Source organism: Bradyrhizobium sp. IC4060 (assembly GCF_020193715.1).
Taxonomy (GTDB): domain Bacteria; phylum Pseudomonadota; class Alphaproteobacteria; order Rhizobiales; family Xanthobacteraceae; genus Bradyrhizobium; species Bradyrhizobium yuanmingense.
This window is the reverse complement of sequence record NZ_JADYVJ010000010.1, coordinates 135,319-153,445: the sequence shown is the minus strand read 5'-3', so window position 1 is coordinate 153,445 and position 18,127 is coordinate 135,319. Positions and strand designations below refer to the sequence as shown.

Annotated in this window: 14 protein-coding genes; 8 read left to right on the top strand and 6 right to left on the bottom strand. The window is 66.2% G+C overall.

Translation table 11 applies throughout. The features are described from left to right. Positions 1-62: 62 nt before the first annotated feature. The 3 genes from I6F16_RS27715 to I6F16_RS27705 are packed head-to-tail and all read left to right on the top strand — an operon-like array spanning position 63 to position 2,459. Positions 63-368, top strand: coding sequence for a DUF6460 domain-containing protein (locus tag I6F16_RS27715; RefSeq protein ID WP_035996474.1), 306 nt, complete (start codon positions 63-65; stop codon positions 366-368). A 27-nt stretch (positions 369-395) separates the two neighbouring features. Continuing rightward, entirely contained in the window at positions 396-1,130 is a 735-nt protein-coding gene (locus tag I6F16_RS27710; RefSeq protein WP_109142200.1) for an MBL fold metallo-hydrolase, read from the top strand. Positions 1,131-1,133: 3 nt separating this feature from the next. After that, positions 1,134-2,459 (top strand): MATE family efflux transporter, encoded by a 1,326-nt coding sequence (locus I6F16_RS27705; protein WP_074447647.1) that lies wholly within the window; start codon positions 1,134-1,136, stop codon positions 2,457-2,459. 127 nt (positions 2,460-2,586) lie between these two features. Here the strand turns inward: I6F16_RS27705 and I6F16_RS27700 are convergent, their stop codons facing one another. Both I6F16_RS27700 and I6F16_RS27695 read right to left on the bottom strand, forming a co-directional pair. Continuing rightward, positions 2,587-3,684: a quinone-dependent dihydroorotate dehydrogenase gene (locus I6F16_RS27700; RefSeq protein ID WP_035996478.1), complete on the bottom strand. Its 1,098-nt coding sequence runs from the start codon at positions 3,682-3,684 to the stop codon at positions 2,587-2,589. After that, entirely contained in the window at positions 3,681-4,025 is a 345-nt protein-coding gene (locus tag I6F16_RS27695) for a DUF952 domain-containing protein (protein WP_035996479.1), read from the bottom strand. The genes I6F16_RS27700 and I6F16_RS27695 overlap by 4 nt, the downstream gene beginning before the upstream one ends. Before the next feature lie 292 nt (positions 4,026-4,317). Here I6F16_RS27695 and I6F16_RS27690 point away from each other — a divergent pair, with 292 nt between their 5' ends. Then, positions 4,318-4,974, top strand: a complete 657-nt coding sequence (locus tag I6F16_RS27690; protein WP_225112998.1) for a helix-turn-helix transcriptional regulator — start codon at positions 4,318-4,320, stop codon at positions 4,972-4,974. A 9-nt stretch (positions 4,975-4,983) separates the two neighbouring features. Here I6F16_RS27690 and I6F16_RS27685 read toward each other — a convergent pair whose 3' ends face one another. From I6F16_RS27685 to I6F16_RS27675, 3 genes are all read right to left on the bottom strand, one after another. Beyond that, entirely contained in the window at positions 4,984-6,627 is a 1,644-nt protein-coding gene (locus tag I6F16_RS27685; RefSeq protein WP_036020521.1) for a lysine--tRNA ligase, read from the bottom strand. A 353-nt stretch (positions 6,628-6,980) separates the two neighbouring features. Next, a complete protein-coding gene (locus I6F16_RS27680; protein WP_225112999.1) occupies positions 6,981-10,424 on the bottom strand; it encodes a tetratricopeptide repeat protein in 3,444 nt (1,147 codons plus the stop codon). A 369-nt stretch (positions 10,425-10,793) separates the two neighbouring features. Continuing rightward, positions 10,794-11,381, bottom strand: a complete 588-nt coding sequence (locus tag I6F16_RS27675) for a PadR family transcriptional regulator (protein WP_035996500.1) — start codon at positions 11,379-11,381, stop codon at positions 10,794-10,796. Between the two features lie 195 nt (positions 11,382-11,576). Here I6F16_RS27675 and I6F16_RS27670 point away from each other — a divergent pair, with 195 nt between their 5' ends. Genes I6F16_RS27670 through I6F16_RS27655 form a run of 4 tightly spaced genes read left to right on the top strand, consistent with a single transcriptional unit; the run spans position 11,577 to position 17,290 of the window. Beyond that, on the top strand, positions 11,577-11,963 hold the full coding sequence (locus tag I6F16_RS27670; protein ID WP_035996505.1) for a nuclear transport factor 2 family protein: 387 nt from the start codon (positions 11,577-11,579) through the stop codon (positions 11,961-11,963). Positions 11,964-12,002: 39 nt separating this feature from the next. Further along, a complete protein-coding gene (locus tag I6F16_RS27665; protein WP_225113000.1) occupies positions 12,003-13,793 on the top strand; it encodes an acyl-CoA dehydrogenase C-terminal domain-containing protein in 1,791 nt (596 codons plus the stop codon). A gap of 55 nt (positions 13,794-13,848) precedes the next feature. After that, the gene (locus I6F16_RS27660; protein WP_036020547.1) at positions 13,849-15,057 is read left to right on the top strand and encodes an acetyl-CoA C-acetyltransferase; all 1,209 of its coding nucleotides are present in this window, start codon (positions 13,849-13,851) and stop codon (positions 15,055-15,057) included. A gap of 19 nt (positions 15,058-15,076) precedes the next feature. Further along, positions 15,077-17,290: an FAD-dependent oxidoreductase gene (locus I6F16_RS27655; protein WP_225174172.1), complete on the top strand. Its 2,214-nt coding sequence runs from the start codon at positions 15,077-15,079 to the stop codon at positions 17,288-17,290. A 129-nt stretch (positions 17,291-17,419) separates the two neighbouring features. On the opposite strand, the gene I6F16_RS27650 is transcribed toward I6F16_RS27655, so the two are convergent. Further along, positions 17,420-17,764, bottom strand: a complete 345-nt coding sequence (locus I6F16_RS27650; protein ID WP_225113002.1) for a hypothetical protein — start codon at positions 17,762-17,764, stop codon at positions 17,420-17,422. Positions 17,765-18,127 lie beyond the last annotated feature (363 nt).

Here is an 18,127-nt window from a genome sequence, read left to right as displayed (position 1 = left end):
CGGGTTCCCCATGTCCCCCGCCGTGCCTTATAATGGGCTCGAATCCGCTTCAGGAGTTTGCGATGGTCCAAGACGTCAGAGATTTGCCGGCCGGCCGCAGCGACGGCCTGCACCGCTTTCTCGGCGGCTCGCCGCTGGCGGTCGCGTTCCGCCTGGTGCTGCTCTCGATCCTGGTCGGCGTGGTGCTGGCGACGATCGGCTTCGACCCCTGGAACATCATCCACAGCATCCGCCTGTTGTTCCAGCGGCTGTGGGACCTCGGCTTCGATGCGGTGAACTGGCTGTGGCGCTACTTCCTGCTTGGTGCGGTCATCGTGATTCCGATCTGGCTGCTGTCGCGCGTGTTCGGCGCGCCGCGCGGCCGGTAAGGATCGGATTGAGGGGGTGCGCAGCCGATGCAATTGCGGTTCGTCGGCTGCGGTGATGCCTTCGGCTCCGGCGGCAGGCTCAACACCTGCTTCCACGTCTCGGGGCGCAAAGCGAACTTCCTGATCGACTGCGGTGCGTCGGCGCTGCCGGCGCTGAAGCGGCTCGAGATCGATCGGGGCGACATCGACCTGATCCTGATCACGCATTTCCATGGCGACCATTTTGCCGGTCTGCCGTTCTTTCTGCTCGACGCGCAATTCTCGCGGCGAACGCGGCCGCTGACGATCGCGGGCCCGCAAGGCATCGAGAGGCGGCTGCGCGAGGTGATGGAGGCGCTGTTCGAGCATTCCTCGAACACCAAGCCGCGCTTCGAGCTGAACGTGGTCGAGCTCGCGCCCGGGCAAAGCCAAAGCTTCGGCGCGGTGAATGTGACGCCCTATCCGGTCGTGCACGGCGAATCAGGCGGACCGTTCCTGGCCTATCGCATCGCGGCCGAGGGCCGCACGCTCGCCTACACCGCCGATACCGAATGGACGGAGACGCTCATTCCGCTGGCGCATGGCGCGGACCTTTTCATTGCCGAAGCCTATATGTACGAGAAGGTGGTAAAGAACCATCTCAGCCTGAAGACCTTGGAACAGCATCTGCCCGACATCGGCGCCAAGCGGCTCGTCCTCACCCATATGAGCGACGACATGCTGTCGCGCCTGGGCGAGGTCGAGCACCTCGCCGCCGAAGACGGCATGGTGCTCGTGTTCTGAAAGATGCACGCACCCGTCCATCACCGCGTCGGTAGCCGGCAGGTCTTCGCCATTGCAGGTCCCGCGATGGTCGCGAACCTCACGACGCCGCTGATCGGCGTGGTCTCGACCACCGCGATCGGGCGGCTCGACGATGCCGCGCTGCTCGGCGGCGTCGCGATGGCCTCCGTCATCTTCGACTGCCTGTTCTGGTTGTTCGGCTTCCTGCGCATGAGCACGCTCGCCTTCACCGCGCAGGCGCTCGGCGCGGGCGAGACGCGCGAGCAGACCGTGATCCTGGTGCGCGGTTTCATCGTCGCCGGCCTGATCGGTGCGGCGCTGATCGTGCTGCAGCTGCCGCTGGCAGGCGCACTGTTCGACCTGATGGGCGGCAGCGAGGGCGTGACGCAGGCCGCAAAGACCTATTTCATGATCAGGATCTGGTCCTCGCCCTTCGCCTTCGCCAATTACGTCATCCTCGGCTGGCTGGTGGGGCAGGCCCGCGCCAATCCGGCCCTTGCGCTCCAGGTCGTCATCAACCTCATCAATATGGTGGCGACCATCCTGCTGGTGCTGGTCTACGACACCGGCATTGCCGGCGCGGCGATCGCCGCGCTTCTGTCCGAGACGATCGGCTTCATGCTCGGCGTGATCGTGTGCAGGCGCCATGCGCTCGGCGGTTTTGCCATACCTCGCGCAACGCTGTTCGATCGCGACAAGCTGATGCGGCTCCTGGCGGTGAATACCGACATCCTGATCCGCACCGCGGCGCTGATCGCCGTGTTCCTGTTCTTCACCGCCAAGGGCGCGCGGGCCGGCGACGTCACGCTGGCCGCGAACTCCGTGCTCAACAATTTCCTCCTGGTCAGCGCCTTCTTCCTCGACGGCCTTGCCAATGCGGCCCAGCAGCTCTGCGGCCGCGCCTTTGGCGGCCGCGACGCCAAGGGATTTGCGGATTCGACCAGGCTGGTGCTGCTCTGGGGGCTCGGCTTCGCAATTGTCGTCGCCGTGCTGTTCGCAGCCTTCGGCCCTGACATCATCAACGTCATGACGGCGAGCGAGGACGTCCGCCGCGCGGCGCGCGAGTTCCTGCCCTTCATCGTGCTGGCGCCGCTCCCCGGCGTGTTCGCCTTCGGTTTCGACGGCATCTATGTCGGCGCGACCTGGGCGCGGGAGATGCGCAATCTGATGCTGCTCTCGCTCGCGATCTTCTTCGCCGCCTGGCTGGCGCTGCAATCGTTCGGCAATGCCGGCCTGTGGAGTGCGCTGATCGCGTTCTACGTCGCGCGCGGCGGCTTGCAGGGCGCGAGGTATCCGGCGCTGTATCGCGCGACGTTCGTGAAGCCGTAGAAGAACCGTAGCCCGGATGGGGCGCAGCGTAATCCGGGGGCTTTGTCCATGCCGATAGCTTCCCGGATTGCGCTGCGCTCCATCCGGGCTACGAAGTCTGCGCAGGCGGGGAGAGGCGAAGGACGCCTCACATCCCCGGCCAGTCTTCCGCCGTCAGCGTCGCCGCGTCGGCGCCGACGATCTCCGACAGCGAATCCCGCCCTGTCCGCAGCAATGTCGACGTCAGGTCGCGCTTGATCTCGTCGACCAGGCCGAGGCCCTTGTAGACTAGCGACGAATAGAGTTGGATCAAGCTGGCGCCGGCGCGGATCTTGGTCAGCGCGGCGCCGCCCGAATCCACGCCGCCGACGCCGATCAGCGGGAATGCGCCCTCGACGCGCACATAGGTTTCCGCGACCATGCGCGTCGACAGACGGAACAGCGGCCGGCCGGACAGGCCGCCTTGTTCCTTCGCCCGCGTCTCTTCACGCAACGTGCTCGGCCGCGCGACCGTGGTGTTCGACACGATCATGCCGTCGACCCGGCGCGAGCGCGCGACCTGCACGACGTCGTCGAGCTGAGCGAGGCTCAAATCCGGCGCGATCTTGAGCAGCACCGGCGTGTCGCCGGCCTTCTGCCTGACACGCTCGCGGGCCTCGATCACGCGCGCGAGCAGATCGTCGAGCAGCGCGCCTTCCTGAAGGTTGCGCAGGCCCGGCGTGTTCGGCGAGGAGACGTTGACGGTGAAATAGCTCGCCACCGGCGCGAAGGTCTCGATCAGCTTGACGTAGTCGCCGACGCGGTCCGGCGAATCCTTGTTGGCGCCGACATTGACGCCGACGATGCCGCCGTGCTGCGCGCGCGCGGCAAGCCGGCGCAGAGCCGCCTCCGCGCCGTCATTGTTGAAGCCCATGCGGTTGATGATCGCCTCGTCGCGCTCGAGACGGAAGAGCCGCGGCCGCGGATTGCCGGCTTGCGGCTTCGGCGTCACCGAGCCGATCTCTACGAAACCGAAGCCGAGCCGCAGCAGCGCGTCCGGCACCTCGGCGCTCTTGTCGAAGCCCGCAGCCATGCCGATCGGATTGGGAAAGTTCAGCCCGAAGGCGCGCACCGCGAGCTTGGGATCATCGGCGCGCGGCTTGACCGGCGGCAGGAAGCGCAGGCCCTGGATCGCGAGGCGATGCGCGTCCTCGGGATCGAGCCAGCGCAGCACCGGCAGCGAAAAGGCGTCGAACGCGCGGATCACGGCAACAGCTCCGGAACATCGTGACTGCCGTCGGAGCGCATGTTGAGGTTCATCACCGCAAGGACCGCGCCGAGATCGAGCTCGCCATAGAGATGCGGGAAGAGCTCGTCATTGCGCGAGCGTTCCCAGCGCAACTCGCTGCCGAGCGCGTCGCCGTCGACCTCGACCAGGAACAGCGCGCGCTGCCCGAAATAGTGCTTGCGCAGGGTCTCGGGAACCTGGGCCGCGGTCGAGAAATGGATGAACCCGTCGCGCGCGTCATCTGCGCTGCCCCGGTAGACACCCTGCCGTTCCGCCTCGCGCCAGGCCGAGGCCGGACAGATTTTGTAGATCTTGACCACCGCTACCGCAGCCTTGTTTGTTCTTTGAGTCTCTTGGGTTTTTTCGCTTTTCGCGGGTCCTCGAAACCCCGGCGTGACCGTAAAGCCCGCCCCTTCCGAACTCAAGGCTTTGAGCCTTTTCCGCGCCGATGAAATCGGCACGGGGCTCCAGATTCCCGTTTTGCGCGCTTTCCTGACGCGAACGGCTACCCGCTTCGTTTGCGAACGCCGCCTCGGTCGCCTCTTGCGCGAAAAACGGAAAACCGGTTGATTTGAGGACAGTTTTCCTGAGTTGCGACGGGCTGGGCCTTCCATGGTCAGACAGGCCAAAGCGCAGAGGATGCTGACTCACGACCAGATCTGGGCCGCGCTGGACCGGCTGGCGGCGCGCGCCGGATTGTCGCCGTCCGGCCTTGCCAAGCGTGCCGGGCTCGACCCCACCACCTTCAACAGGTCCAAGCGCGTCACCGCCGACGGCCGCGAGCGCTGGCCCTCGACCGAATCGATCGCAAAAGCGCTGGCGGCGGCCGACGCCTCGATCGACAGCTTTGCGAAGCTGATTGATGACGACGGTGGAAGCGGCCGCGGCTCGGTGCCGCTGCTCGGCTTTGCACAGGCCGGAATGAGCGGCGCCTTCGATGAGGCCGGTCTTCCAACCGGCAGGGGCTGGACCGAGATCGCGCTTCCGATCGGAGAGGACGGTCAAGTCTTTGCGCTGGAGATTTCCGGCGCTGCGCTACTGCCTGCCTATCGCGACGGTGACATCATCCTGGTCTCGCCTGCGGCGCCGATCCGCAAGGGTGATCGCGTGGTGGTCAAGATCAAGACGGACGAGATCACGATTGCGACCCTGAAGCGCCGCACGGCAAAGACCCTGGAGTTGGCGCCCCTCGATGCGTCACAGGCGGCGCGAACGGTCGCGGCGAGCGATGTCGCCTGGGTTGCGCGGATCCTCTGGGCGAGCCAGTGATGGCGCCGCTCACGCACTCCTCGCCAGCGCGCCGTCGATCATGTTGACCGCGTTCTGCACGCCGTAGACCGCGACGAAGGAGCCGAAGCGCGGGCCCTTCTCCTGGCCGAGCAGGACCTGGTAGAGCATGTTGAACCAGTCCAGCGTCACGCCCGGGCGGCCGTCCTTGCCCTTCTTGACCTGGTCGAGGAACGGCTCGCGGCGGCCGATCTCGTAGACGACGTTCTGGATGTCCTCGGCGGATGCGTCCTGCGCCAGCTGCGACAGCGCATCGCGCAAATCCTGCAGCGCGGCGCGCTCGCTGTCCGTGGGTACGCGGAACTGCTTCGTCGGCGCGACGAAGTCGCGATAATAGTTGATGGCATAGCCGACCATCGCATCCAGCTTCGGATGCGTCTGCGGACTCACGCCGGGCCGATAGCGGCCGATGAAGCCCCACAGCGTCTCGGCGTTCTCCGCGTTCGACGACGACACCAGCGTCAGGAGCAGCTGGAAGGTGACGGGCATGTCGCCCGTCGGCGGCTTGCCGTTGTGGATGTGCCAGACCGGATTGCCGAGCTGCTGCTTGCCGTCCTGCTTCGGAAAGCCGTCGAGGAATTGCTGGTAGTCGTCGACATTGCGCGGGATGACGTCGAAATACAGCCGCTTGGCCGCCTTCGGTTCGCGGTACATGAACAGCGAGAGCGATTCCGGCGAGGCGTAGCGCAGCCATTCGTCGATGGTTAGGCCGTTGCCCTTCGACTTCGAGATCTTCTGGCCCTTCTCGTCGAGGAAGAGCTCGTAGTTGAAACCTTCGGGCGGCGTGCTGCCGAGCGCTCTGGCGATCGCGCCGGACAGCTTCACGGAATCGATCAGGTCCTTGCCCGCCATCTCGTAGTCGACGCCGAGCGCGACCCAGCGCATCGCCCAGTCGGCCTTCCACTGGCACTTGACGTTGCCGCCGGTGACGGGTGTCTCGACTTCCTGGTTGGTGTCGGGATCGACATAGGTCACCGTGCCGGCCGCGACGTCGCGGCGGATCATCGGCACCTGCAGCACGACGCCCGTGGTCTTGCTGATGGGCAGGAACGGCGAATAGGTCGCGCGGCGATCCGGGCCCAGCGTCGGCAGGATGATCGCCATGATCTTGTCGTAGGCGGCGAGCATCTTCAGCAGCGTCGCATCGAAGCGGCCCGACGTATAATAGTCCGTCGAGCTCGCGAACTCGTAGTCGAAGCCGAAATGATCCAGAAACGCGCGCAAGCGCGCGTTATTGTGCGCGCCGAACGACGGATATTCGTTTGAAAACGGATCCGGCACCCGCGTCAGCGGCTTGCCGATATGAGCGGCCAGCATCTCCTTGTTCGGAACGTTGTCGGGCACCTTGCGGAAGCCGTCCATGTCGTCGGAGAACGCCAACAGGCGCGTCTTGACCTTGTCCTCGGTGAGCACGCGGAAGGCGTGGCGCACCATCGAGGTGCGCGCCACCTCGCCGAACGTGCCGATATGCGGCAAGCCAGACGGACCATAGCCGGTCTCGAACAGCACCTCGTCCTTCGGGCTTTTCTTCAGCCGCGCGACAATGGCCTTCGCCTGCTCGAACGGCCAGGCGTTGGATTGTTCGGCGAGCGCACGCAACTCGCTCGGGTTTGCGGCTAGATCAATAACGGACATCAGGGGCCTCCGGGCCGCGGAAAATAGCGATTTCCCGGCAGAATGCAAAAGCTGCGAGCTGATTCCCCCAGCCGTCTCCCGCTGGCGCAGGGGCTAGCGCATTTGGGAGTTTTCCCCTGCGGCCATCCTTCGAGACGCCCGCTTTGGGCGGGCTCCTCAGGATGAGGGCGGAGTGCGCGGCAGCAGGTTCAACGAGCACTGATGCCGATTAGCCTCATCCTGAGGAGGCGCGTTAGCGCCGTCTCGAAGGACGAGGCGTGCGCGCAGCCCGCCGCCACAAGTCATATGCGCTAGCCATGCGCTTGCGGGGGAGGGTTGGGAGTGTCTCCGCGTCGGATCGAATGCGATCCGGCTCAATGCGCCGCTGAGGCCGAGCGTTTCGTCGCCACTTGCTTGGGGGCCGGCTTCGCGCTGGCCTGCGGTGCGCTGTCCCAGCCGCCGTTCGGGGTCGCAACGTTGACGGCATCGTCGGGCTGCGGCTCGGCGCTGAAGGTCTGGATCGCGAGCTTGGCGGCCGCCAGCGATTGCGGGTCGAGGCGCTTGGCGACATCGTCGCGCTTGCCGGCGGCATCCGCATCGCCCTGGGCGGCAGCTAAGCTGAACCATTTGTAGGATTCGGCGAGGTTCTGCTCGACGCCGATGCCGCGGGCATAGAGGATGCCGAGGTTGAACTGGCTGTCGGCGACGCCGCGATCGGCCGCTTTCCGGAACCACTGCGCCGCGCTCTTGTAATTGGCGCCGCGACCGCCGCCGTCGGCATCGAGCACGGCGAGATTGTGCATCGCCTTAGCGTTGCCGCGCTCGGCGGCCTGGGTGTAGTAGCGGCGCGCGATGTCGGCGTCCTTCTTCACCCCTAGGCCCTTTTCGTAGAGCGTGCCGAGGCGGAAGATTGCGGGGACGACCCCGGCCTGCGCCGCGCGGTCGTACCACTTCGCCGCTTCGTCGTAATTCGTGCCAACGCCCTTGCCTTCGGCAAAGCGCACGCCGATCTCGTAGGCCGCGGTCGCATCGCCCTTCATCGCGGCGCTGCGCAAGGCCGGGCCGCCAATGCCGTCAGGCAGCTTCTCGCTCGGCGGCACCTGAACGACGCCGAGCTTGGCGCGACTCGTGCCCGACAGCGCGCCGGTGACGTCGCTTGAGGCCGGCGGCATCGCCGCGGCAGGCGCTTGCGGGATCTCAACGGAGGCCGAGCCGCCGGAACCGGGAAGAGGCGCCGGCGCGGCATTGTTCTGCGACTGCCGTCCGATCGGTGTCGGCGACGTCATCGACGGGGTGATCTGCTCGGGCGCGGCTGGCTTGGTCTCGACCGGCGGCGCCGCTGGCTGCGGCGCCGGCTCGCTCGGGATGTTTTGCATCGCCTGCGGCGTCGGTGACGAGCTGCCGCCTTCGAGCAGGTTCATCGCCATCTTGAAGGTGCCGAGCACGATCACGACCACGCTCGCGCCGACCAGCAGCGAGCGGATTTTTGAGGTGATGGTCGAGCCGCCTTCCTGGCCCTTCTCCTTGGCGCGGGCGATCGCGGCCTTGGCGCCGCGGGCCGGCTTCTCGGGCGGCTGTGCGGCGGCAGCTTGCGCCGCGCGGCGGGCCGCCGCGATGAAGCTCGACGACGACACCGGCTCCTTCGGTGCGGCGGCAATTCCGCTGATCGCGCTTTCGGAGGCGGCGATGCGTTCCGACGGCGTGGCGACGCGCCCGCCCGGCCGTGTGCCCGGCTCGAGCGGGTGATCCGGCGGCAGTTCCGGCGCGAGTGCAGCGCGCGCCGTGTGCGGCTCCAGGATCTCGCTGATCGCGCGCGGGGGAACCGGCGGCGCCGCCGGCACGGGCGGCGGCGCGGCGGGGGTGGCGGCGTGGAACTCGCGCGGTGCGGCGACGAAGGCAGCCGGCGGCGCCTGCGCGGCAGCTGGATTGGGCAGCTCGGGCTTCGGATCGTATTTCGGCGGCTGTGCTGGCGGTTGCGGCCGCGGCTCGCGCGCCATCGGCGCCGGCTCCATCGCCGCTGCCATCGGCGTCGACATCGGCTGTGGGGCGGGAGGAGGCGGCGCGGTGCGTACCGCGCGCAGATCGCCCTCGATCATCGAGAGGCGATCGACGACGTGACCGAGCGCGCTGTGGACGGCCTCGAGCGAGTCCTGGGTGTGCCGGTTGGTCTCGGCCTGACTGAAGCGGATGTCGGAGAGCTCGCGCTTGACGAGATCGACCATGCCGGAATCGGGCGGCGGCGCGGAACTGCGGCTCTCGGCGAGGGCCGCATAGGTCGCCTGCTGCCGTTCCAGGTGCCTGAGGATGTCGTGCAGCCCGTCCTCGACGCGGCTCAGATTGCCGTTGCGCGGATCGGCGGCGGCCTCGATCCGCTCCAGCAGATAGGAGACGCGCTGCTCGAGATGGGCGAAGGTCGAGGCGGAATCGTTGCCGACCTGCATGCGGTCGAAGCGGTCCGACAGCGCGCGGATCGCAGCTTCCAGATGCTCGGTGCTCTCCGACGGCTGCGGCCGCTCGCGGGTTTCCAGCGCCGCCGTGAGCGCCGCGATGCGCTGCTCCAGCGCCGCGAAGCTGTCGCCATGGCCGGAGGCGCGGGTGATCTGGTCGACCTTGGACGACAGCAGCTGTACGTCTTCGGATAGCCGTGCCAGCGCCTCGTTGGAGGCGACGTTGGAGACGATGGCGCGCAGCGCCGCGATCGCGCCTTCGAGCTGCTGCACGGTCGAGGGATCGTCATTGGCGCGCAGGATCAGGTCGAGCTTGGCGCCGAGATTGCGGATCGCCTCGTCATATCCGGTGAGCTGCTCGGCCGGCGTCAGCGTGCGCAGTACCTGCTTGATGTCGGACAGTGCGCGCTCGATGCCGGCAAGAACCTGCCCGTCGGTGCCGTTGGAGCGGGTCTCGTCGATCCGGCGGTGCAGCGAGCGGATCTCGTTCTCGATCGATTCGATCGCGCGCCGCGGCATCGCCTCGGTGATGGCGGCGCGGATTTCGGCCAGCTCGCTGCGGAAGACGTTGATGGCCTGCTCGGTATTGTCGGGCCGCTGCAGCGATTCGATCTGGCTCGTGATCTTGAGCAGATGGCGCTCGAGCGCGGAGAAATCCGGCCCCGGCTGCGGTGGCGGCGGCGCATAGTTAGGGGCGGGCGGCGCCATCGGCGGCGCGCAAGGAGCCGTTGGCGCAAGCGGCGGCGCGGCACGCGGCGGCATCTGCCGCGGCGCAAAGCCGTCGAGCTCGCTCTGGCGCGCGGTGATCTCGGCGACCGCGACGTCGAACGAAGCCGGGCTCAGGGGTGGTGAGCCGCGATAGACCTGCGCGGCGGCGCGCTCGACGGCATCGGCCTGGCGCTGGCGCGTCTCGGCCGGGGTGGGGCGAGGGGCCTGCGGCTGCGGCGCTTGCCGCTGTGGACGGGAGATCTGCGACAGGCGCGCGTCGAGCCGCGAGATCGCATCGTTGAGCTGGCGCGCGACGCCCTGCTCACGCGAGACGTCTGGTCGTGAGGAGTCTTGTCTTGAGACGTCTTGTCTTGAGGAGTCTTGGCGCGGCGCGGGTTTCGAGATCCGCTCGATCTGCTGGGTGATCGCGTCGAGCCGCTGGTGGATGTCGGCGACTTCGCGGCTCTCCTGACTCGGTCCTTGGCTCGGCACGTGCTGCGGACGCTGATCGTAGGATCCGCGGAAGTTGGGCGGGGCAGTATCGCCGAGCGTGGAGTTCAGCCAATCGTTGAGCGACATGCCGGCACGGCGCGCAGCAGCCTCGGCCCGCTCCCGGACGGATGGATCGATGCCGTCGACACTCCACGATACGCGCGAATTCATGACTCTGTCCGGTTCCGACTTCGGCACCCCACCCCGGCGCCTCCAGCTTCCCCACGCGTGCCGGTTGCAAAGACAATCGAATTTGGCGCGGGTCGTCTGCCTCGAAAACCGACTTTTTCCTGTTACGGTAAATAACGAGTTAAGGAATGCGGAGCCGCTGTCTTAAAGTTGGGCGGCGGGAACTGGGGGGCGGTGTTGTGTCGCTCATCCGGTCCCGAAACAAACCGGTGTCATGCCCCGCGAAGGCGGAGCATCCGGTACGCCGCGGCTCCTCGGCTCTAGCCGCGCCGTCTCTGGAATACTGGATCGCCCGCCTTCGCGGGCGATGACAGCGAGGAGGCGGAAAGGGCTCGCGTAACGTCGGCGCCCTCAGCCCTTCTCGCGCTTGCCATCCTCCAGCGGTACCACCGTCGCCTTGCCGCTCATCGCCGACAGCGCTTCCAGCGCCTCCTCGCAGAAGTCGGCCACCATCTGCTCGTGGCGGGCGCCGAGCTGGAGCAGGAGCAGATTGCCGAGATCGAGCCGGCCTTCCGCCGTGCCGTCGGGAAAGCGCTTCTTCAGGATGCGCTCGTAATTGGCGTGGCGGTCGCGGTGGTGCTCCAGGCGGGCCATCAGGTCGGTGCGCATGGGCTCGATGTCGATGCTGTCGAGCGCATGCAGCCGCACCAGGAGGTCGTCCTTGATCGAGGGCGGCGTGCTTGGCCGCGCGGCCCAGTGCCGCAGTGCTGTTCGGCCCTCGGGAGTCAGCGTATAGATCAGTTTATTGGGCTTGCCCGACTGCACGACCTCGCGGCCCTGGATGTAGCCGCGGTCCCGCAGCTTGGAGAGCTCGCGGTAGATCTGCTGATGGTCGGCCTTCCAGAAGAAGCCGATCGAGGAATCGAACGTCTTGGCGAGTTCGTAGCCCGTCATCGGGCGTTCCGTCAGGCATGCGAGGATTGCGTCGCCCAGTGCCATGATCGGCCCCCTTCTTTAGGTTTGACCAAGCTGCTTGACTTTATGCGCATCGGCGCATATGCGTCAATGTGCATATGAGGCAGCGTGCAGGCGGGCCACAGGCCCGACTGAATAATCAAGTGAAATCAATCTCCTCGCTACTGTGCATGGGGTTGTTTTCGCACTTTTGCCCTTAGCCTAGGGAGGCACCTGAGAATGACCGGCCTCGATTCCTGGTACGCCTACATGAAGTCTCACGACCGCGCCGCGCTCTGGGACCTCCTGCATCCCGACGCCGTGTTCGAAAGCCCCGTCGTGCATACGCCGCAACGCGGCCGCGACATCACCTTCAAATACCTCTCCAGCGCCGAGAAGGTGCTCGGCGGCCCCGGCTTCACCTATGTCGGCGAGTGGCGCAGCGACAACGGCGCGGTGCTCGAATTCAAGAATGTCATCGACGGCATCGAGATCAACGGCGTCGACATCATCAGCTTCGATAGCGAGGGGCGCATCACCCACTTCAAGGTGATGGTGCGTCCGCTCAAGGCGATCAACATGCTGCACCGCCTGATGGCGGAGCAGCTTGCCGCCGCCCAATCATAAGCCCAACATCCTCCTCAAGCCCCATGCCGGGAGACCACCATGCCGATCTATAAAGCCCCCGTCGAAGACGTGAACTTCCTGCTCAACGACGTCTTCCAGATCGATCGCTACGACAATCTCGCCGGCTTCTCCGATGCGTCGAGCGACGTGCGCGAGGCCATCCTCGCCGAAGCCGCCAAGCTCGCCGAAGAGGTGCTGCAGCCGCTCAACCGCGTCGGCGATCTCGAGGGCTGCAAGCGCGCGGATGATGGCAGCGTCGCCACGCCGAAGGGTTTCAAGGAAGCCTTCAAGCAGGTCGCCGAGGGCGGCTGGCTCGGCCTGTCGGCGCCGACCGAATATGGCGGCCAGGGCCTGCCGGTGACGCTGTCGCAGGCCGTCAACGAATTTCAGATTTCCGCCAACATGGCGTTCTCGATGTATGGCGGCCTCACCATGGGCGCGACCGCAGCGCTCTTGGTGCACGGCACGCCCGAGCAGAAGAAGACCTACGTGCCGAAGATGGTGGCCGGCGAATGGACCGGCACCATGAACCTCACCGAGCCGCATTGCGGCACCGATCTCGGCATGCTCCGCACCAAGGCAGTGCGGCAGGCGGACGGCAGCTTCAAGATCACGGGCACCAAGATCTTCATCTCGGCCGGTGAGCACGATCTCGCCGACAACATCATCCATCTCGTGCTCGCCCGCATCGAGGGCGCGCCGGCCGGCATCAAGGGCGTGTCGCTGTTCGTGGTGCCGAAGTTCCTGGTCAATGCCGACGGTTCGGTGGGCGCGCGCAACGGCGTCGTCTGTGGCTCGATCGAGCACAAGATGGGCATCCACGGCAATTCGACCTGCGTGATGAACTACGACAACGCCACCGGCTGGCTGATCGGCGAAGAGAACAAGGGCATGCAGGGCATGTTCGTGATGATGAACGAGGCCCGGCTCGGCGTCGCCGTGCAGGGCCTCGCGCAGTCCGAGGTCGCCTATCAGAACGCGGTCGCCTATGCCCGCGAGCGCATCCAGGGCCGCGCGCTGTCAGGCGTCAAGGCGCCGGACAAGCCGGCCGACCCGATCATCGTGCATCCCGACGTGCGCCGCACGCTGCTCTCGATCCGCGCGTTCAACGAGGCCGCGCGAGCCTTCGTGATGTGGACCGCGCTGAAGAGCGACGTCGCCCACCGCTCCGAAGACCCCAAGGACCGCCAGGCCGCCGACGACCACATGGGTCTGATGACGCCGGTGTTGAAGGGCTTCCTCACTGACTATGGTTTCGCCAACGCGGTGCAGGCGCAGCAGATGTATGGCGGCCACGGCTACATCGCCGAGCAGGGCATGGAGCAGTTCGTGCGCGATGCGCGCATCGCCATGATCTATGAAGGCGCCAACGGCATCCAGGCGCTCGACCTCGTCGGCCGCAAGCTGCCGCGCGACGGCGGCCGCGCCATCATGGCCTTCTTCGGCGAGGTCATGGCGTTCGCCAAGGAGAACGGCGGCGACGAGGCGCTGAACCCCTTCATCACGCCGCTCTCGACCTCGCTCGGCCATCTGCAGCAGGCGACGACCTGGCTGATGCAGAACGCGATGGCTAAGCCCGACAATGCCGGTGCCGCCGCAACCGATTACCTGCATCTCTTCGGCTTCGTCGCGCTCGGCTACATGTGGGCGCGGATGGCCAAGGTGACGAATGCCAAGATTGCCGAGAGCGGGGCGACGCCCTATCTCTCCACAAAACTCGTCACCGGCCGCTTCTTCATGGAGCGGATGCTGCCGGAGACCGCCGCCAATCTCGCGCGCATCCAGGCCGGTTGCGCCACCATCATGGAACTGCCGGCGGAAGCGTTCTGAGCCTGCTTCCGCTGCCTGCTCCCAATCGTACCGAACATCACATCAGGAGGGCGTCATGCCTGAGGCATTCATCTACGACCACGTTCGTACCCCGCGCGGCCGCGGCAAGCCGGACGGCGCGCTGCACGAAGTCACCGCCCTCGCGCTCGCGACCGTGCCGCTGAAGGCGCTGAAGGACCGCAATAATTTGCCTGAGGATTCGGTCGATGACGTCGTGCTCGGCGTGGTCGATCCGGTTGGCGAAGCCGGCTCCGACATCGCGCGCTTCGCGGCGCTGAAGGCCGGTCTTGGGGAGGCCGTGCCCGGCGTGCAGATCAGCCGCTTCTGCGCTTCCGGCCTCGATGCCGTGAACTTCGCAGCGGCGCAGATCATGAGCGGCCAGCATGAGCTCGTGATCGGCGGCGGCGCCGAATCCATGAGCCGCGTCGGCATCGGCGCCTCCGGCGGGGCCTGGCCGATGGATCCCTCGATGGCGGTGCCTGCCTACTTCATGCCGCAGGGCGTGTCGGCCGACCTGATCGCCACCAAATACGGCTTCTCGCGCGACGACGTCGACGCCTACGCCGTGCAGAGCCAGCAGCGCGCCGGCAAGGCCTGGGACGAAGGCCGCTTCAACAAATCCGTGGTGCCGGTGAAGGACATCAACGGCCTCACCATTCTCGCCAAGGACGAGCACATGCGCCCCTCGACGACGATGCAGTCGCTGGCGCAGCTGCAGCCGTCGTTCACGATGATGGCGCAGATGGGCGGCTTCGACGGCGTCGCGGTGCAGTCGCATCCGGAGATCGAGCGCGTCAATTACGTGCACCACGCCGGCAATTCCTCGGGCATCGTCGACGGCGCCGGCGCCGTGCTGCTCGGCAGCAAGGAAGCTGGCAGCAAGTACGGCCTGAAGCCGCGCGCCAAGATCCGCGCATTCGCCAACATCGGCTCGGAGCCGGCGATGATGCTGACCGGTCCGGTCGACGTCACCGAGAAGCTGTTCGCGCGCTCCGGCATGAAGAAGTCGGACATCGACCTGTTCGAGCTGAACGAGGCTTTCGCCTCGGTCGTGCTGCGCTACATCCAGGCCTTCGACATCGACAATGCCAAGATCAACGTCAATGGCGGCGCGATCGCGCTCGGCCACCCGCTCGGGGCGACCGGCGCGATGATCCTCGGCACCGTGCTCGACGAGCTCGAGCGCACCAACAAGTCCACCGCCCTCGTCACGCTGTGCATCGGTGGCGGCATGGGCACCGCGACCATCATCGAGCGCGTCTAAGGGTTGAGGAGCAACCAACATGTCGTACAAGAACTTCAAGGTTGAGACCGATTCGGACGGCATCGCGCTCGTCACCTGGGACATCCCGGGCCGCTCCATGAACGTGCTCGACGAGACCTCGACCAACGAGCTCGAGGCGATCGTCAAGGCGACCACGGCGGATGCCGCGGTGAAGGGCATCGTCATCACCTCCGCCAAGGAAGCGTTCTGCGCCGGCGCCGATCTGTCCATGCTCGAAGGCATGAACCAGGCCTATGCGAAGGTTTTCAAGGAGCAGGGCGAGATCGCGGCGAACCAGATGCTGTTCGACCAGAGCCGGCGCTTCTCGCAGGTGCTGCGCGGAATCGAAACCTCAGGCAAGCCGTGGGCGGCGGCGATCAACGGGCTCGCGCTCGGCGGCGGCTTCGAGATCACGCTGTGCTGCCATTATCGCGTCGCGGCGGAGAATCCCAAGACGCGCCTCGGCCTGCCCGAGGTCAAGGTCGGCCTATTCCCCGGCGCCGGCGGCACGCAGCGCGTGCCGCGCCTGGTGCCGCCGCAGGACGCCATGACCATCCTGCTCAAGGGCGACCCCGTCACGGTCGACAAGGCCAAGGCGCTGAATTTGATTCACGCCATCGTGCCCGCAGCCGACCTCATCAAAGCCGCCAAGGACTGGATCAAGGGCGGCGGCAAGGCCGTCGCGCCGTGGGACGAGAAGGGCTTCAAGCTGCCCGGCGGCCCGGTGTTCTCCAAGGCCGGCATGATGATGTTCCCGGCCGGCAACGCGATCTATCGCCGCGAGACCTACGACAATTACCCGGCCGCGCGGGCGATCATGAGCTGCGTCTATGAGGGCCTGCAGCTGCCGATCGACGCCGCGCTGCGGGTGGAGTCGCGCTACTTCACCTCGGTGCTGCGCTCCAAGGAAGCGGCTGCGATGATCCGCAGCCTGTTCCTGTCGATGCAGGAGCTCAACAAGGGCGCGCGCCGTCCCAAGGATGTGCCCGCGACCAAGGTGAAGAAGATCGCCGTGATCGGCGCCGGCTTCATGGGCGCGAGCGTCGGCTATGTCTCGGCCCGCGCCGGCCTCGACGTCGTCCTGATCGATCGCGACCAGGAGAGCGCCGACAAGGGCAAGGCGCATGCCCAGAAGGTGATCGAGGAGCAGATCAAGAAGGGCCGCGCCAAGCCCGCGGACGCCGAAGCGCTGCTCGCGCGCATCACGCCGACCGCGGACTACGCCGCGCTGAAGGACGTCGACCTCGTCATCGAGGCCGTGTTCGAGGACCGCAAGGTCAAGGCGGAGACCTTTGCCAAGGCGCAGCAATATCTGAAGCCTGATGTGATCTTCGCCTCTAACACTTCGACGCTGCCGATCACCTCGCTGGCCGAGAGTTTTGAGGATCAGGGCAAGTTCATCGGCATTCACTTCTTCTCGCCGGTCGAGAAGATGATGCTGGTCGAGATCATCCTCGGCAAGAACACCGGCGACGTCGCGCTCGCGACCGCGCTCGACTACGTCCGCCAGATCGGCAAGACGCCGATCGTGGTCAACGACTCCAGAGGCTTCTTCGCCAATCGCTGCGTCGGCCGCTACGTCGCCGAAGGCAACGAGATGTTCCTGGAGGGCGTGCCGCCCGCGATGATCGAGAACTGCGCCAAGATGGCCGGCATGCCGGTCGGCCCGCTCTCGCTCTCGGACGAGGTCGCGCTCGATCTCGGTCTCAAGATCATGAAGGCGACCGAAGCCGATCTCGGCCCCAACGCGATCAATCCCGAGCAGAAGAAGCTGATGGTGGAGATGGTCGAGAAGCAGGGCCGGCTCGGCCGCAAGAACAGCAAGGGCTTCTACGATTATCCCGAGAAAGGCAAGGGCCAGAAGAGCCTGTGGCCGGGCCTCTCCGCGTTGCAGCCGAAGCAGCTCGACCCCGACACGCTCGATATCGAGGAGCTGAAGCAGCGCTTCCTGGTGGTGCAGGCGGTGGAAGCCGCGCGCACGGTCGAGGACCACGTCATCACCGATCCGCGCGAGGCCGATGTCGGCTCGATCCTCGGCTTCGGCTTCGCGCCGTTCACGGGCGGCACGCTGTCCTACATCGACTTCATGGGCACGAAGAAGTTCGTCGAGCTCTGCCACAAGCTGGAGGCCAAGTACGGCTCGCGCTTCACCCCGCCGAAGCTCTTGGAAGAGATGGCCGCGAAGGGCGAGACCTTCTACGGCCGCTTCGCGCCGAAGAAGGCGGCGGCCTGACGAGAGGCTTGTAGCCCGGATGGAGCGCAAGCGAAATCCGGGAGCAGTCCTTCAACGCGAGAACCCCGGATTGCGCTTCGCTCCATCCGGGCTACGCAAATAAAGGCCGGATCATCGATCCGGCCTTCTTCATTTGCTGTCTCCGAACGGCGAGAAGGCGCGGCCCCCGACCGCATCGTCGGCGAGGCTGGCCTTCCAGCTGCCCTCGTCGCCGCGGCCGATGCGCACCTTGAAACGCCAACCATTCTGGTTGGTAAAGGCGACGTCCGCGCCGCTCTTCGTCCTGGCGTAGCGGCAGGGATATTCGGTCGGCCGGTCCGGAAAGACGATCTTGCCTTCCTTGCTCTCGAACACAGCCGAGGTGATCTGCGGATGGATCGTGAAGATGCAATTGCGTTCCGGCGCGACCGGCGTCGAGAGCCCGAGCATCGCCAGCGGCGCGCCCGCGGCGGTCATGAGGACGATCATGTTCATGGAGGCAATTGTCTCCTGGAGATGCTCCTTCGACGTCGCCGCGGATCAGATGGTTCACAAAAGGAAGGGCTGGATCATCGCTTGGGCGCTCTGCCTTGAGCCTTGTCACATCGATTGATGCGCTTTCGTCTCACCCCAGCACCCAATCCCTCCACCCCGGCCACGCTCGCTTCGCCCTGGCACCGCTCTTGCTGATGATCCACCGGATGGCCCATCGACATTGAAGGTGTCCCGCAATGATCCCCACGGTGTCTCAAGACAGCGCAGCCGGCGTTGCGGTAAGATACGCCCCCTTGTTGCTGCTGGATCGGCCGTGGCGCCGCCGCAGGCTCCTCCGGTGGCGCAGAAAAATTCCTTCGTGGT

Excerpts from the sequence above, each read along its gene's own strand:
- I6F16_RS27715 (WP_035996474.1), top strand. The coding sequence starts at position 63 with ATGGTCCAAGACGTCAGAGATTTGCCGGCCGGCCGCAGCGACGGCCTG.
- I6F16_RS27710 (WP_109142200.1), top strand. The coding sequence starts at position 396 with ATGCAATTGCGGTTCGTCGGCTGCGGTGATGCCTTCGGCTCCGGCGGC.
- I6F16_RS27705 (WP_074447647.1), top strand. The coding sequence starts at position 1,134 with ATGCACGCACCCGTCCATCACCGCGTCGGTAGCCGGCAGGTCTTCGCC.
- I6F16_RS27690 (WP_225112998.1), top strand. The coding sequence starts at position 4,318 with ATGGTCAGACAGGCCAAAGCGCAGAGGATGCTGACTCACGACCAGATC.
- I6F16_RS27685 (WP_036020521.1), bottom strand. The coding sequence starts at position 6,627 with ATGTCCGTTATTGATCTAGCCGCAAACCCGAGCGAGTTGCGTGCGCTC.
- I6F16_RS27680 (WP_225112999.1), bottom strand. The coding sequence starts at position 10,424 with ATGAATTCGCGCGTATCGTGGAGTGTCGACGGCATCGATCCATCCGTC.
- I6F16_RS27675 (WP_035996500.1), bottom strand. The coding sequence starts at position 11,381 with ATGGCACTGGGCGACGCAATCCTCGCATGCCTGACGGAACGCCCGATG.
- I6F16_RS27670 (WP_035996505.1), top strand. The coding sequence starts at position 11,577 with ATGACCGGCCTCGATTCCTGGTACGCCTACATGAAGTCTCACGACCGC.
- I6F16_RS27665 (WP_225113000.1), top strand. The coding sequence starts at position 12,003 with ATGCCGATCTATAAAGCCCCCGTCGAAGACGTGAACTTCCTGCTCAAC.
- I6F16_RS27660 (WP_036020547.1), top strand. The coding sequence starts at position 13,849 with ATGCCTGAGGCATTCATCTACGACCACGTTCGTACCCCGCGCGGCCGC.
- I6F16_RS27655 (WP_225174172.1), top strand. The coding sequence starts at position 15,077 with ATGTCGTACAAGAACTTCAAGGTTGAGACCGATTCGGACGGCATCGCG.
- I6F16_RS27650 (WP_225113002.1), bottom strand. The coding sequence starts at position 17,764 with ATGAACATGATCGTCCTCATGACCGCCGCGGGCGCGCCGCTGGCGATG.